Origin of the sequence: Novosphingobium sp. 17-62-19, from assembly GCF_002256775.1 — a bacterium.
In the GTDB taxonomy this organism is placed as follows: domain Bacteria; phylum Pseudomonadota; class Alphaproteobacteria; order Sphingomonadales; family Sphingomonadaceae; genus Novosphingobium.
Window position 1 is genome coordinate 14,780 of record NZ_NCII01000005.1, and the last position, 15,142, is coordinate 29,921.

11 protein-coding genes are annotated in these 15,142 nt (G+C 58.0%); 2 read left to right on the forward strand and 9 right to left on the reverse strand.

Going from position 1 to position 15,142, the window contains the following annotated elements:
- Positions 1–798, forward strand: coding sequence for an ABC transporter permease (locus tag B7X90_RS01240; protein WP_292620987.1), 798 nt, complete (start codon positions 1–3; stop codon positions 796–798).
- Positions 795–1,442, forward strand: a complete 648-nt coding sequence (locus tag B7X90_RS01245; RefSeq protein WP_292620988.1) for an ABC transporter ATP-binding protein — start codon at positions 795–797, stop codon at positions 1,440–1,442. The genes B7X90_RS01240 and B7X90_RS01245 overlap by 4 nt, the downstream gene beginning before the upstream one ends.
- A 144-nt stretch (positions 1,443–1,586) precedes the next feature.
- Here the strand turns inward: B7X90_RS01245 and B7X90_RS01250 are convergent, their stop codons facing one another.
- The 9 genes from B7X90_RS01250 to B7X90_RS01290 form a co-directional block, all read right to left on the reverse strand.
- Positions 1,587–2,528: a hypothetical protein gene (locus tag B7X90_RS01250; protein ID WP_292620989.1), complete on the reverse strand. Its 942-nt coding sequence runs from the start codon at positions 2,526–2,528 to the stop codon at positions 1,587–1,589.
- 113 nt (positions 2,529–2,641) lie between these two features.
- Positions 2,642–4,396 (reverse strand): glycosyltransferase, encoded by a 1,755-nt coding sequence (locus B7X90_RS01255; protein ID WP_292620990.1) that lies wholly within the window; start codon positions 4,394–4,396, stop codon positions 2,642–2,644.
- Positions 4,397–4,658: 262 nt separating this feature from the next.
- Positions 4,659–6,254, reverse strand: coding sequence for a glycosyltransferase family 4 protein (locus B7X90_RS01260; protein WP_292620991.1), 1,596 nt, complete (start codon positions 6,252–6,254; stop codon positions 4,659–4,661).
- Entirely contained in the window at positions 6,251–9,007 is a 2,757-nt protein-coding gene (locus B7X90_RS01265; RefSeq protein WP_292620992.1) for a glycosyltransferase, read from the reverse strand. The genes B7X90_RS01260 and B7X90_RS01265 overlap by 4 nt, the downstream gene beginning before the upstream one ends.
- Position 9,008: 1 nt before the next feature.
- A complete protein-coding gene (locus B7X90_RS01270) occupies positions 9,009–9,587 on the reverse strand; it encodes an HAD family hydrolase (protein WP_292620993.1) in 579 nt (192 codons plus the stop codon).
- Positions 9,580–11,037 (reverse strand): bifunctional heptose 7-phosphate kinase/heptose 1-phosphate adenyltransferase, encoded by a 1,458-nt coding sequence (locus B7X90_RS01275; RefSeq protein WP_292620994.1) that lies wholly within the window; start codon positions 11,035–11,037, stop codon positions 9,580–9,582. The genes B7X90_RS01270 and B7X90_RS01275 overlap by 8 nt, the downstream gene beginning before the upstream one ends.
- Positions 11,034–12,263 (reverse strand): AGE family epimerase/isomerase, encoded by a 1,230-nt coding sequence (locus tag B7X90_RS01280; protein WP_292620995.1) that lies wholly within the window; start codon positions 12,261–12,263, stop codon positions 11,034–11,036. The genes B7X90_RS01275 and B7X90_RS01280 overlap by 4 nt, the downstream gene beginning before the upstream one ends.
- 348 nt (positions 12,264–12,611) lie before the next feature.
- Positions 12,612–13,364 (reverse strand): DUF5672 family protein, encoded by a 753-nt coding sequence (locus B7X90_RS01285; RefSeq protein ID WP_292620996.1) that lies wholly within the window; start codon positions 13,362–13,364, stop codon positions 12,612–12,614.
- 5 nt (positions 13,365–13,369) lie between these two features.
- Entirely contained in the window at positions 13,370–14,962 is a 1,593-nt protein-coding gene (locus B7X90_RS01290; RefSeq protein WP_292620997.1) for a glycosyltransferase family 2 protein, read from the reverse strand.
- Positions 14,963–15,142 lie beyond the last annotated feature (180 nt).

A 15,142-nucleotide genomic window follows, 5' to 3' on the forward strand; every position in this document is an offset into this window, starting at 1 on the left:
ATGGCATCGGCAAGCTGGCGGAATTTGCACAATGCGTGGAAAATCCAAACCCGCGTCATCCACGCATTGATCATCCGCGAACTGTCCACGAGGTTTGGCCGCGAAAACATCGGGTTCCTGTGGATCATGGTGGAACCGCTGCTGTTTGCCAGCCTAGTTGGTCTGCTCTGGAGCGTAATCAAGGGCCCGGAGGAACACGGTATCAGCGTCGTAGCGTTTGCGGCCACTGGCTATATCCCGCTTACCCTTTTCCGCCACGGCGTGCAGCGTAGCGTGCTTGTGTTCACGATCAACAGCAGCCTGCTTTATCATCGCCAGATCAAGATCATGGATTTCATCCTTGCGCGGTTCATTATCGAACTGCTGGGCTGCATGATGGCCTATTTGTTCATCGGCGTTATCCTGATCGCCACTGGATACATGCCGATTCCATCCGATATCCGGCTATTCCTTGCCGGTTGGGTACTTTATGCGCTGTTCTGCCTGTCGATTTGTCTGGTGCTATCGCCCTTGTCCGAAGTGTCCGAAGTGATGGAAAAGTTCATCCCCGTCACTACTTATATCGTACTGCCCTTCTCTGGCGCGTTCAACATGCTGTCATGGCTGACACCCTCGATGCGCGAGTTTCTGCTGTATTCGCCTTTCGTCAATGGCATGGAAATGATGCGCAAGGGCATCTGGGGTGAAAAAGTGACCGCTTATTACGATGTCTGGAATCCGCTGATCTGCTCTGCGGTGCTGATCGCGATTGGCCTGCCGCTGTGCCGCCGCGTACGCCGGAGGCTGTCGGTCGAATGATCATCTGCCGCAATGTCAGCAAGGAGTATCGCCACGCGGGCCAGCGCAAGCAGGTTCTGAAAGGCGTGAACCTGACCGTGAACCGAGGCGACCGGATCGCGCTTCTTGGCCGCAATGGTGCGGGCAAGAGCACGCTGATCAAACTGATCGGCGGCGTCGAAATGCCAACTTCGGGACGGATCGAGCACAGCATGTCGATTTCCTGGCCGCTGGGTTTTGCCGGGGGCTTTCAAGGCAGCCTGACCGGCTATGACAACGCCCGTTTCATCGCCCGCATCTATCAGCGGCAGTATGCGGATATTCGCGCGTTCGTTGAAGACTTTACCGAACTGGGCGCGCAATTGCGGATGCCAGTCAAGACCTACTCTTCGGGCATGCGCGCTCGCCTTGCCTTTGCGCTTTCGCTGGCAATCGAATTCGACTGTTACCTGATCGACGAGATCATTCTGGTCGGTGACCAGAACTTTCACCGCAAGTGCCGCGCCGAACTTTTCGAAAAACGTGCTGACCGAACAATGATACTGGCATCACACGATACCGGCACTGTACGCGAATTGTGCAATCGCGCCGTGATCATCGATCAGGGGCAGGCCGTGGCCTATGATGACGTGGACTTCGCGGTCGATACTTATTCCGCACTATGAGAAACTGATCCGAAATTGGCTGGTGGGCCACAAATACAAATCGTCATCACTCAAGACGTTTTCGTGACTTGCGACCAACACCAATCCTGACCATCCGATACTACCTCCAAGAATGGCCTTACGTGCGGTGGTTGACTGCGGCTACTACTCCGAAACCCAATGCTTCGGTGTCGTGGGCGCACCATGCTGAGCACCGAACGAATAAAACCGCGGAGGTTCGTAATGCGTTTCAGCGGTGAATGGTTCACGGAATTTGCCGAAGGCTTCATCGTGCTTCACGAAATAGGCATTCACGCCGACCAGATCGCATCCGACCAGAGCCATGCCTTTTGCGGCGCCGATCTGTTCAAACACCTTGAGACTGGCACCATACCATGCCGTTCCATCCCAGATGGCTTCGGGATTGTAGGGAACACAGACCGGTTCGTTGGGCGGCAATGTGCAGTTATATTCCACACAAGCCACGCGTGACGTGCGATTTACCGCCTTCCAGACATGAGAGGTATTGTAGTCGATATCGATCGACATGTAGTCGAGTTCTTGTGGGACTCCAACCTCATCGAGCAAGTCATTGATGTTTTCAGCGGTGATGAAGGCTTGCAGGATCGAAAGCTGTCCAGATTCGATGTAGGGACGGAAGAAATCCCGTGCATGATCGACATGTCCGGGTGAACCCTCCAGCCAAAAGCCGCGCCAGCCACGTTCAAGCAGAAATCTTGTGGTGTTTTCCCGCCCGTCACCGATACCGAATTCCAGAAAGGTTCGATCGCGAACACCGATCCGGCTAAATATCTCGGCAATGACGCCATCTTCGCCCTGCTGGCTGTACATGCGACGATTGAAGCGTGCGAGAGACTTGGGATCAGCATATCGCCCATCGGCTGCCAAGGCCGCAGAAATCTGCATCGATTCTGCAACCGCACGGACCTGCCAGCCATCAGCCCGGATCGAACCGAGCAGGTCAATGATCGTATGCATGGTGCCGGTCAGATCAGCTAGCTGGCGCGCCATACCCGCCAGTTCCGCCTTCAATTCAGAAACCACACCCAACGCGGGATCCCCCTTGTTCAGTTCAGCTTTTTGCATTGAAACTCCTCTCAATATGCCGGAGCCGAGGCCCCTTAGTAGTTGAAGAATTGTATAAGGTTGCGCTGTGCCAATGCCGCCGGAACGGCCAGTTGGATGATGAGGGCGCAAGTTCAAGCAAGGCTGGCGCTCCGCCAGGATTCTGCCGGTTCAGTTGGCGAATTGACCGCAATCTGGCCGGATACTGCAGCCATGTCAGCATTTCGACTGTCGAGCAGATCAAGCATTTCGCGCCACCGCTGACCCACGGCTTCGGGCGAATACAGTGTCCTGATGCGCCGGCTGCCGGCTTTGGCGAGGCCTTCGCGCCATGGCCGATCCTGTGCCATCCTGTGCATCAGGGCGCCTGCGGCGGCGACATCGGGTTCGGCCCAGATCTGCCCTGTGCCGAAAGGATACTCTCCGGCCAGAACCGGACGCAGGCGGGCGGGCACCAGTGCGGCTGTATCCCACTGCGTAAAGTCAAGGTTGCCGGAATGCGCCGTCACGATGACCGGCAGCCCCAGCGCCATGCATTCGGCAATGTTGCGCCCGAACCCTTCGGCACGATGCAGTGACAAGAAACAGTCGCAGGCCCGATAAAGATCAAGGAGCGCGCCGCGTTCAAGCGACTTGTCGATCAGGAATAGACGAGGGTCCTGTGCAGCCCTTGCCTCAAGCGCCATCCACGCTTGCGAATCCTTGGCCCGTATCCCCTTGATTACGATACCGACGGGTTCATCCCCGCGCGGAAAGGCGCTGTCGAACGCCTCAAGACAGGCATTGGGATTCTTGCGTGCGCTGGAAGATAGGGCATCATAGGCGAAGACAAACAAGAAGCGGTCATCAGGCAGGCCGAAATCCTTGCGGGTCAGGGCATTGGTCTCATCATAAGTGACGACCATCGGCATGTGCCTGACCGGTACGGGAGACGATCGCAGATAGGCATCGCGGGTGTAGTGCGTCGAGGCCCAGACTTCATCGACCAGAGCATATGCGTGTTGAAACATCTCTGGAAATTCGGGCAATTCCCATGGCCAGAAACCAATCAATACCTGCCCATCGAATGCCTGCCTGCCAAGGAGGTTCACGATACGGACCGTATCCAGCCCTGTCGCGCAAAAGACAGTATAGCGATAGGGCAGATCTTCAGAGACAAAATGGTCGAGACTGCGGTCTTCATGTCCCACCGGCGAGGTGCCGGAAACGTCGCAAACCGTAAACGGCACCCCCCCAGCGGCAAGGGCGGATGCGGCCATGCGCACGTCTTCGCCAATGCCAAACCGCCCGCGCGGATGACCTACCAGATTGACGCCGAACGGGAGATCGGGGTTGGGCGGCGGACGCAGCCCGTCTGCCAATCCGATATGCGGATGAGCAAGGAGCGGCCAGCGCACACCGCCACGTTCGCGTAGCCACGATCGAAATCCGCTATCGGCAGGGCTGGAAAAACGTCGTGACAGTTGCTGATCTTCGTCCCAGATCCATTGGACGATGAGGGGGATATCAGAGCCCGCCTCTACCGAAAGCAGAGCGTCGGCCTGATCCTTGGTCAGGAGCGAGAACCAGTTGTACTTTGCAATCGCGGTGAGAAAAAACCAGCGAACGATGCGTTGCTGCGCTTCGGACGCGCGCAGGTCTTCCGCCGAGAATCCCTGACGCAACGCTGCTTCGTGCATCAGCCAAGTCAGCGGCAACGGGCCGAAGCACGGCAAATGGGGGACGGCGGCGAGCCACGGCCGATACGCCTCAAGGGTCGCCCGGTCAGCCGGGACGCCGATCTCGCTGAAGCCGTGGAATATCAGCCATTGCGAGAGGGCATGATGCTGGTCCTTGCGGTCCAGATCGAATGCGGCTTGCAAATCGGGACGCTCAGCCCGCAATTTCATTGCGAGATCGGACAGGGGAAGACGCGGTGGGGCTGCCCTTTCTTTCCCGATCTGCCTGAGCCGATGAAGTAAGCGCTTCAATTCAGAAAATCCTTCATCGCCTGCGGTTGCATGAAGAATGCCGCCAAGGATGCACGCCTTGCCTGCAACTGCGGATGCCGCCGGACACAATGCATCGCGAATATTCCCATCCGAGGCAAGGAAGACCGTGTCGACTTTGGCGCAGGATCATCGGCAGATGAAGGACATCGGCGGCATTTGCTCATCCCGGAGGCGGGAAATTGGGCCGGGAGCGGAGCGCACGTACAATCACGCGCGGCCGGGCACGGCCGGGGAGCACTCGCAAAAGCAGATCGAAACTCAGCGCCTGCAAGCCGGACCATGCGCGCTGAAGGATTCCGAACGTGCGGTAAGACCGCAGACGAACGCATTGCTGCCGTTGGCCTGCCGTGAGCCATTCTGCGGGCGCCAGCAGGCTTGCCTTCAACAACTCTTCGGGTAGGTCGGCGCGGTCGGGGTCTTCAATCCTGCCCGCACATGAACCCACAATTCCGACGACCGGCTTGGCCGGGGAAGGCAGAAGTTTTGCCGCGATGACCTGCCTGAACAATGCTTCGATCATGGCGGCCTGTGCTGGAAAGCCGCGATTTTCCATACGGACCTTGGCATTGCGCGCAAGGCTCTGCCGGTCATCGGGATGGTCCACCAGTTCATCAAGCAATTGCGCCAGCATTGCGACGTTGCCCGGCTCGCACAGTCGGCCGGTCACACCGTCCTCAATGAGCTCGGGAATGCCGCCGATCTGGCTGGCGACGACCGCAAGTCCGCTCGACATGGCCTCCATGATTGAGACCGGCTGGTTCTCGCTCCAGACCGATGGCAGGACCATGATATCCGCATTTGCATAGACCTGCGACATTTGGTCTGGCGCAATGCGGCCTGCAAATTCAAGCTGATCGAGCCCCGCGCGCAACGCCTGTGCGTGCAGCGCGTCTTTTTCGGGGCCCACGCCGACAAGCTTCAGCCGAACTTGCGTGCGCCGTTTCATCGCGGCGACTGCATCGATCAATCCGGCCACGCCCTTGTGCGCGCCGAGATAGCCCACATAGAGTATGCGCACCGTGGTGTCGGCTTCGCGGTCAGGTGTGATGCAGGGGAACGGGTCCATGCCATTGGCGATCACGTTCATACGGTCCGCCGGGAGGCCCCAGGCCACATAGCGATCGGCCAGAAAGCGGCTGGGTGAAACGAAGGCCGCCACTGATGCCAGCGATAACGCGATGGAATCCTTGCGCAACCGCATGGGCAGATTGGGGATGCCCGCTTCGGTGCTGACAGGTAGGCACATGCGGCATTGCGTGGTGTCTTCGCACTGGCGGCCATCGGGGCGCATGAGCGTGTTGCGAAGGCAGATGCCCCAGTAATCGTGCAAGGTCACGACGGTCGGTATGCCCAACTCGCTGGCGATGGTGGGCAACCTGACCGAAAGCCCCATCAGATTATGCGCATGAACGACGTCTGGCTGGAATTCAGTCAGTACGGCGGCAAGGTGGCGATCCACCTTGCCGTGGACGAGGTTTTGCCAAGCCGGATCGAAATCACGCGGAGCCATGCCGATCCTGTGGATCACCATGCCATCCATCATATCGTCCAGACGGTCCCCGTGCGGGATCGGACCGCCAAGATCACCTGCAAACACCCGTACTTCGTGACCTTGCTGGGCAAGGGCGAGAGCCAACTTGTGCGCCATCAGTTCTGCCCCGCCAACAAAGCGCGGGGGATAAACATTGGTGGCAACCAGAATGCGCAACGTCCCTGTGTGAGAGACCGGCACCATCTGGATCGGCGCCGTATTCACCTTTTCACCGCAGCGGCGATTTCCTCGACAAAGGCATCATTGTTGAAGGCCAGGCAATACTTGTATCCCGCAACGCAGGTGTCGAAGTGATATCGCTCCTGGTAGTTGCAAGGCGCACAGGCAGGATGATTGGCAACAATGACTGGGTTTGCGCCAGGATGGACGATGTTTTCGCGCATGTCCCGGCTCAGCACCAGAACGAAGTCATCGCGCAGGAACTGGGCAAGATGGGACGTGAAACTGTCTGTCGTCAACAGTTTTTCAGCATATCGCACCAGCCGAAAGGTATCCATCAGGTCATCGATATTCCGGGGCTTGAGATCGCCCTTCTCGAAATCGGCACGCCAGGCGCTGTCGTTCTGGACGTAGCATTCGAAACGATCACATCCCAGTCGCTGGTTGACACTGGCAAGAACATGCGGGGGAATCGTCTGGAATGACTTTCCGGCAGGAAAGCTGACATTGTGGCGAAATGCATCACGTGTGCTCTCTGGCGTCGCATTATCAACATATGCGCCAAAAATCTGGCGGATCTTGGCAATCGACCGCTTCATCTGGGTCATGAATTGCAGCGGATAGACTTTGTGATGCAATGCCAGTGGCAGCCAGACGCGATAGCCCACGTAAGATGGCGTCGCCTGGGTCCAATTCTGCCGTTTGAACAACACGAATTCCGAAACCCTGAGCCTTGCCCGCTTTTCAAAGGACAAGTCGGCACCGTCCCGCGGAAAAGTTTTTTGCCGGTCAAGTGCTTCGACCCAGTTCATCCGCCAGTCTCTACCGATGTAAGTATCGCGCCATTCGCGCCAGGTTTCGGGCGGTAACGGCGAGTAGATCGGGCTGGCCGGGTTCTGAGGTGCGCCGCGTCGCACTTCGAGTCCGAAGGCGCCGAACAGGCGTTCTGCCAGATTGGCCAATATCGGCTGAACATGGATCACGCATCCCGGCGCGCAAAGGTCGACACCCATGTCGAGCAGGGTGAACAACCCCGCCCAGATCATAAGGTTGTCTCCCAGGCCGACATTGGAAAGATCAATGGTTCGCAGCCGTCGTTCAGGCATGAAGCGCGCCGACCGTGCCTTCTTTGCCAGATAGACGGGCGCAGCAACCGCAAGCGCCACCTTCTGCGCGGTGCGCAAGGCCTTGTGGCGAGGCGGCTTCACCGGAACCGCGCTCGGCAGCACAGGCAGGCGCGGCTCGGGGAAATTGGGGCGGTGCAGGCTCATCAGGCGATGGCCGAGCAGATCGATCAGAATGTTCATGCTGCCGACATCGGCCGTCCCCTTGGGAGGACTGATCGGCCTTAAGGCTTCAATATCGGCGAACAACCTGGCCCAAACCGTATCGAGATTGTCGGCAATGACATCGGCAACGACAGAGCGCGCCTCTGCGCCCAGCTTCCGTCTGCGAGCGGGGTTCAGAAGCAGCCCTGCAACTTCATTTGCCAATTCGGCGATCTGTCCTTGCGGAACGACGATGCAGCCCTTTCCGGCGCGCAGATATTCGATCTGCGGCAGGTCGAACATCACGGTGGGTACGCCGTGTGACCACACTTCGCCCAGCACCATGGGATAACCTTCAAAATCCGAAGTCATCACATGCACCGAGGCTTGTTCAATATATCGCTGCACCTCGGTGGTGTAGCCGATGAAATGAACTTTCGAGCGAATATTGAGCGCCTCGGCATACTCTCGCGCCCAGGCAAGATCAGGGCCTCCCCCCACGATGAGCAAGCGCGCATCGGGTACCTGTTCAAGGAGCAGCGGAAACATCTTGAGAAGTTGATCCACGCGCTTCTGATGGCGTTCAACGCGCGCAATCCAGACGATGGTATTGTCATTCAGGGGCGCCAACTGATCTGGCAGGCGGTCAAACGTGAGCGGGTTGTGGATCATCCGGGCGGCAATGCCCCAGCGTTCGAACCACACGCGGTCGACTTCGCTGAGCACAACCATGGCATCGGCATGTTTGTAAGACAGGAAGCGCAAGTAGGAGATTGCCAGATCGTCGACGCTGTTGATGCCGGCATCAAAGCAGTTATGCCAACCTATGACTGTCGCGATGCCAAGGCTCTTGGCAACCAGCATGTCCCAGACGGTTGAGAATTCGTACCATTGGTTCGTGATGAAGATGTCAACCTTCTCGCGCACGAGAACATCGGCCAGTGCCCGGCCTCGTGGAGGGTAATGCTTGTTGAACATCATGCGTTCTGGGAGGATGAAACGCTGGATATCTTCGCCGTAATCGTAATCATTGACCGGATCAGCCTCCTGATCGGTCAACAGGATGACGCGATATCCCATCGCGGTCCACATCTGCACCTGCCTTGCAGTTACCCGTTCGGTGCCGCCATTGTTTATCCGCCAATAGTAGATGGCAATGGTACGTATCTTGCGCGGGACAGGGGGGGCAAAGGCTGCTGACTTCAGCTTCTTAAAGAAATCTATGTCATTGAAATATTTGGAGCTTGCTTCGATAACAAAATCAAGATCAGCTAGTTCCGTCTCTTCATCGCCCCGCGCGCGCAAGGTGGGTGTCGCAACTACGCCTGACGGGCCTTTTGGAGAACCTTGGCGAGACCGATACTCAGCCGAATTCTGAATTTCCCCCAACACCCAAAGCGGAGTCGCGCCTTTGCGCAGCGCTTCGACATAGCCCCGCGAACCATCCGCATCCGGTTCACGGCCAAGCATCGAGCGATAGAGACCCGCCACATAATCCTCAGGCGAAAATTTAACGTTCCCTGCCTTCACGTCAGTTACCTTTCCCGGCCTCGAACGGAGCACCAGCCATCAATGTTTGCTGGTGGTTGGGGTATCCCGCCAGTATGTCGCCAACAAATTGATCGAGAGCGCCACCAGGGAAGAGATGACCGGCAATGCCGGCCGCTGCTGCCGCATCAAGGTCGCTCTGGCGATCACCGATCATGAAACTTTGTGCCAGATCGGTCGGGAACCGCGCGAGCGCCTTTAGCAGCATTCCCGGTCGCGGTTTGCGATCCTCATGATCGGCCCGATATTGCGGGATCACCGCTTCGGGGTGATACGGGCAATGATAGAAGGCAGCGATGTGTCCGCCAGCACGCACGATTTCGCCCGCCATCCAGCCATGAAGCGCCTCGACATCCTGTTCGGTGTAGAGCCCGCGCGCGATGCCTGACTGGTTTGTGACCACCACACAGCGGTAACCACGCGCGCATAACAACGCCAGCGCAGCCAATGCCCCATCAATCCATTCGATCTGTTCGGGCCGGTGAGGGTAGCCCGTGTCCCGGTTGAGCACGCCATCCCGGTCCAACAGCGCCAATGGGCGAACCCGCGCGCTCTCAGACATCGGGCACTGGCACCGTCATGCGTGAAATCAGACGCGACGAAGACTGCCCCAGGGTGAGATCGGCCAGCAGAACGCGGCCGTTGCGGGCCATCACCAGATCGGCCCCCACGACAGTATCGATGGTGTAATCTGCGCCTTTGACCAGCACATCGGGCTGGAGCGCTTCAATCAGTTCCAAGGGAGTGTCTTCATCAAACAACGTAACAAGATCGACCCCCTTGATCGAGCCGATCACCTGCGCGCGCGCCACCTCGTTTTGGATCGGGCGGCTGCTGCCTTTCAACCTTTGCACTGAGGCATCGGTGTTCAGGGCAATGACGAGCCTGTCGCAAGCGGCGCTTGCCTGATGAATAAGAGAGATGTGACCGGGATGAATCAGATCAAAGCAGCCGTTTGCAAAGCCAATCGACAATCCCTGCGCCGTCCACCGGCGGCAAGTTTCGATCGCTTCTGTGCGTGATACCAGTGCACCGTCAATGCTGAGATGCCCGTCAGCCTTGGCCGTAGCTTCGATGACTTCGGCAAAGCTCACCGTGGCCGTTCCCGCCTTGCCCACGACGACACCTGCTGCATCGTTCGCGAAGCGGATGGCAGCATCGATCGGCTCATCACAGGCCAGCATCACTGCGAGTGCGGCAACAACCGTGTCACCGGCGCCCGATACGTCGAATACCTCGCGCGCGCGCGCCGGGAAATGCAGCACCTGCCCAGTCGTGGGGTAAAATGACATGCCCTTTTCCGACCGCGTGAGCAGGACCGCGGAACCACAGATGGCCTGAACACTGGCAACTGCTGCCTGTGCCTCGTCATCGGTTTCGCAGCGCATTCTCGTGGCGGCAACCAGTTCACCCCGGTTGGGCGTTATAACTGTAGCGCCGCAATAGCCGGAAAGATCACGCCGCTTCGGATCGACGATGACCGGCTTGCCCATCGTTTTGGCCCCGGCAATGACCGCGGCGAGCAAGGCATCGGTCAGCACCCCTTTGCCATAGTCGGACAGGACGACGACGTCGGCAGATGCCATGGCAGCAGTAGCCCGCTGGATGAGCGCCTGTTCAATCTCGACAGAGAGCGGATGCAGATCTTCAAAATCGATGCGTACGACCTGTTGACCCGCCGTGATCCGCTGTTTGCGGATAGTACGCCGGGAACTGTCGACAACCATTCCGCCCTGATCAACATATCCGCGCGCGGCCAAAGCATCGGCAAGATCCTTCCCGTCGCAGCCGATAAGCCCGACAATGTCGACTTGCGCCCCGAAAGCCAGAACGTTTGCTGCAACATTTGCAGCGCCCCCGGGCACATGGCGCTGGTCGCGGGCGCGCACAACGGGCACGGGCGCTTCGGGTGAGATGCGCTCAATCACCCCGTCGAGGTAGACATCAAGCATAAGGTCACCGATCACGGCCACACGGACTTTGGCAATCCGGTCCGCTATTGCATCACTCATGCCTTGGGTTCCTCATTGGGTCGGGCTCCGGACAACGGATCTATCGTCATTATAGGACTGAGGCCCGATACGATGTGATAGAGCGAACTGGCAGGTACCGGCTCGCTTTTAAAGCGACCAGTCGCCGCATCGCAACGTTCATGCCAAAGTCCTTTTACCGGTACATCTAGATAGCGCTGCAACCACACCATCGCCGGATCGGCCGAACCAACCCCACTTCCCGGCTGCACAAGACTGGCGCGCAGCCATTCGGTAACCACCCAAATGCGGCAGGTCGTATCTTGGACCGCTACCACCCCCCCCGGAGGCTTGAGCAGCGACCCCAAAGGCAGCCCTACCGAACCAAAACCGTATGCCTGCACAGTTTCGCCCAACGCACAACCAATCGCATCCGTGCCTTCACAAGCAACGCCAAGGCGCCGCGCTTCGCCGAGCAGCCAAATCCATTCAAAATGGTGCCCAGGTTCAAATGTACAGAGATAAGGATCGGACGGTAGATTCCACGAATCGTCGAAAAATTCAAACAAGACTCTATCACCGCTGCGGTACAAATGGTTCTCGAACAGATGGATGAGATCGCGGGCGGCCAGAAAGAAAATCGGGTCATCCACCAGCGGAATCCACGCAAGACAAGCTTCGAGCAGGTGCATATGGGGGTTCTGCCGACGGGGCAGAACCGGCGGCAGTGATTCGACAAAGCCACCAGCGGGATGAGCCATTGCACCGGCAATTAGATCCAGCACGTTACGCGCTTCATCCATCACCGCACTTTCACCAGTCACCTTGTAAGCAGCTGCCAAGGCAAACACAACGAAAGCATGATCGTAAAGATCTCGCGTCTCGTCGAGCGGCACTCCTTTAAGCGTAGTTGAGCGGATGAACCCACCGTCAGGATGACGAAGGCGCGTAAAAAGATAGTCCAACCCGTGTAGCGCCGCTGCTCGAGCACCGGACACACCCCAGCCAGCCATCTTGGCAAATACGAAAATCTGTCTCGCGCAGACGCGCAGCCGCTTGAATTCACAAGCGTTTCTTGCCTCGTCGAAAGAGAGTTGGTCGAAAAACCCGCCATCGGAACGATCTACGGATCGATCAAGCCACAGACCCGCAGCAGATCCAAGCAACCATGCCCGCAAGGCCTCCATAGAACCAGAGCTGACGTTGACATCACAAGCCGTAGAATTGACCATTCGCCTCAACAAAATACGATCTATGGCAGATGACATTTGCCATAGTTACTGGCCCGAGCATAGCTGATACTGGTTCATATTCGACTCGAACTCCCTATCCAATTGAAACGAAGCGTCTTGTCGAAGAACAATGAACCGTGTCGCAGATCACACTAACCAAAATTAGTGATTTCGCTTAGCGCGGCAACGTGGATTGTCAACCGAACTGTTGTTGCATGACGGCTCTGGAGGCCCATTCCAGCCTCGTCAAAAAAGTTATCTAACTTGCCGCTGCACAGCACGAAAACGCAAATCTAGCGGAGGGAGCGGTGAGTGCGGCAGGTCCAGCGATTTTGCGGCAGCACATCTCGCGCGTTGGCAACCCGGCGCTTTGCTTCATACGAATCAACGGCGACGGATGCGGTCTAAAAGCATCCGCGCCGCTCGGTTGAAACCGGCAGGGTGCCGCACCGTATCGCGCAGGATCGCGCCGAAATCGTGCCAGATCGTCCCTCGATCATCGAGGCTCTGATACACGCTCCAGAACGCATCCATCCCGATCGCGCGGGGCATATTCCACACACCGTGATAGCCAAAACAGGCGCCCGGATCGCTCGTGCGCTCAGCCGCAAATTGGTCTGCGATGGCCTTCGGAGCAAAGCACATTCCTATGCTTTCCAGCCACGGGCGATTGGTGCGGCAGATCGCCACATCTTCGGGGTGATGCGCATTAAACGCCTTGTCGCGGCACAAGTCCATCAAGCGGCGGCTGCGCAGCGAAAAGCCGCCATTGCCCACATCGTGTCCATCGCTGAACTGTGGCCAGCTTGCACCGACATAGTCATAGTCCAGAAACGCAGGCCGCCAGTTTTCTGCACTGATTACGTGGCCATCCCATTGCGTCACAAGACAGTGGGACGTTTCGATATGGTCCGGCAGGGCTGCCAAAAGAAACGCGGAGTAGGCCTTCGACGATGTTAGCCGGTCGATCGGCACGATTTCGATCCTGTCATCATCAGGTCGCAACCGGACATCGGTGAACAGCTTCACCGCGCCGAAGTCTGCATAGGCCATTGACGTTGTCAGCGCCTGCACCGTGGCGGCGACGTTGATCGAAGTAACGGCGCACAATGTGACATTGGGGAGGGTAAGCCGCATGATCTTCAATCACCCCCGGCGCGCACGGCAAACAGCTCGCTGTACCGGCTTAATTGGGGATGATGGAAAGGATCAACGTCCTTTGTGAAATCGCCTGTGCCCCATAGCTTCTTAAGCGCCTCCAGTTCTGCGGCAAAGCGGGCCACACCCACTGGATCGCGATCAAACCCGCGCGATACCGATTCATGGTGAATCAGCATAGCGCGCGGTTCGTACAGCGATTGCCATCCGCGCGCGTTCAACCGCATACAGAAATCGACGTCATTGAAGGCAACGGCAAACCGTTCCTCGTCCAGGCCGCCCACAGCCTCGAAGCACGATCGCCGCACGACAAGGCAGGCTGCCGTCACAGCCGAAACAAACTGCGGCAATGCGTGTCGCCGAAAATAGCCCGTATCATCCGGCCACAAAAATCGATGTGCATGAGCAGCACCGCCGCAAATGCCCAACACGACACCCGCGTGCTGGATGCGCCCATCGGGATAGAGTAACTGCGCACCAACTGCGCCAACCTCGGGACGCAAAGCCTGCTGCACCATCGCCGTAAGCCAGCCCGTATCGACAATTTCAATGTCATTGTTGAGCAGGCACAGCACGTCTCCGCCCGCAATCTGCGCAGCGCGGTTGTTAAGGCGCGAGAAGTTGAAGGCACCATCGTCACGCAGGACGCGAAACCGACGGTTATCGAGGTTCGCAAGCCATGCCAATGTCGCCGGATCATCACTACCGTTATCAACAATGATAACCTCGAAATCCGGGTACTCTGTTCGTTCCAGCCCGCCTATGCAGGTGCTCAGGAGGTCCAGCCGGTTCCGTGTCGGCACAATGACCGTGACTTTCGGCAGCGGCGCCGACAAGCTTTCCAGCTTGTGGGGCACAACGGGGTCTTCGCGCTTTCGCCGGTGGTGCAAGACATGGGGAATCCGCACCGGCGGCGGGCCGTCTGAAGCCAAAGCCGCGGCCAGCAATGCTGCCGCCCAACCAGAGCCTGCCCCATTGGAACTGATGGCTTGCGCCAGATCATCGGCATTGATGCGCACCATGCAGGCACCTGCAAGATAATCGAAATGATGATGGAGTTCGGCATTCCACGAAGGCTTGAAGTGCGGCGAATGGCGCCTTCCTCGCCGGTCTATCAGATCATCATCAGCGTATATGACAGCTGCGCCGGTCTTGCTTGCTGCATCGCGATAGGCCGCAATAGCATTGTCATGCAGATGATCTCCTGCGGACAACAGCATAAACCAGGGTCGCCCGCTCCAGTCGATGCAATCAACCGCATCGTCGAACGCTCCGTCACGAATCGCGAATGCAGGCACCCCTTGCCCTGTCGCACACCGCAAGGTTTCCTTGTCACCCTCACCTGCCTCGACCAGCACCACTACCGGAACCGAAGCGGACAGATCCACAGGCGGGACGGGCTCATCCAGCAACCACAGGCGGTAGGCCTGTGGCGTTGCGCCCAGAAGCGCGTCAAATCGTGTCCTGGCACGCAAACGCTTACCCAGAATAAACGACCATAGTGCTGCGAGCCAGGCATAAGGCTCCCGGCCGACCGCGTTCAGGTGAGCGATGGCCTTCAACCAAAAACCGTTCATCGCCCGTGGCAACCTTTGCCGTCCCTTCGTCTGGATCATTGTGCGACAGTCGTTAGCAACTTCATCGTGTTCGGAAAGCGCGAAGTTGCACGTGACCTCGCCGCACCGCTATTGCAGCACACGCGAAGATGATGCTACCGGCACCCGACATATCTGGTGTCGCCAACTGAGTGCCCCTGC

What these genes read in the sequence shown, in the direction of transcription:
- B7X90_RS01275 (WP_292620994.1), bottom strand. Translation starts at nt 11,037, where the DNA reads ATGAGTGATGCAATAGCGGACCGGATTGCCAAAGTCCGTGTGGCCGTG.
- B7X90_RS01285 (WP_292620996.1), bottom strand. Translation starts at nt 13,364, where the DNA reads ATGCGGCTTACCCTCCCCAATGTCACATTGTGCGCCGTTACTTCGATC.
- B7X90_RS01250 (WP_292620989.1), bottom strand. Translation starts at nt 2,528, where the DNA reads ATGCAAAAAGCTGAACTGAACAAGGGGGATCCCGCGTTGGGTGTGGTT.
- B7X90_RS01255 (WP_292620990.1), bottom strand. Translation starts at nt 4,396, where the DNA reads ATGAAATTGCGGGCTGAGCGTCCCGATTTGCAAGCCGCATTCGATCTG.
- B7X90_RS01280 (WP_292620995.1), bottom strand. Translation starts at nt 12,263, where the DNA reads ATGTCATCTGCCATAGATCGTATTTTGTTGAGGCGAATGGTCAATTCT.
- B7X90_RS01270 (WP_292620993.1), bottom strand. Translation starts at nt 9,587, where the DNA reads ATGTCTGAGAGCGCGCGGGTTCGCCCATTGGCGCTGTTGGACCGGGAT.
- B7X90_RS01245 (WP_292620988.1), top strand. Translation starts at nt 795, where the DNA reads ATGATCATCTGCCGCAATGTCAGCAAGGAGTATCGCCACGCGGGCCAG.
- B7X90_RS01240 (WP_292620987.1), top strand. Translation starts at nt 1, where the DNA reads ATGGCATCGGCAAGCTGGCGGAATTTGCACAATGCGTGGAAAATCCAA.
- B7X90_RS01290 (WP_292620997.1), bottom strand. Translation starts at nt 14,962, where the DNA reads ATGAACGGTTTTTGGTTGAAGGCCATCGCTCACCTGAACGCGGTCGGC.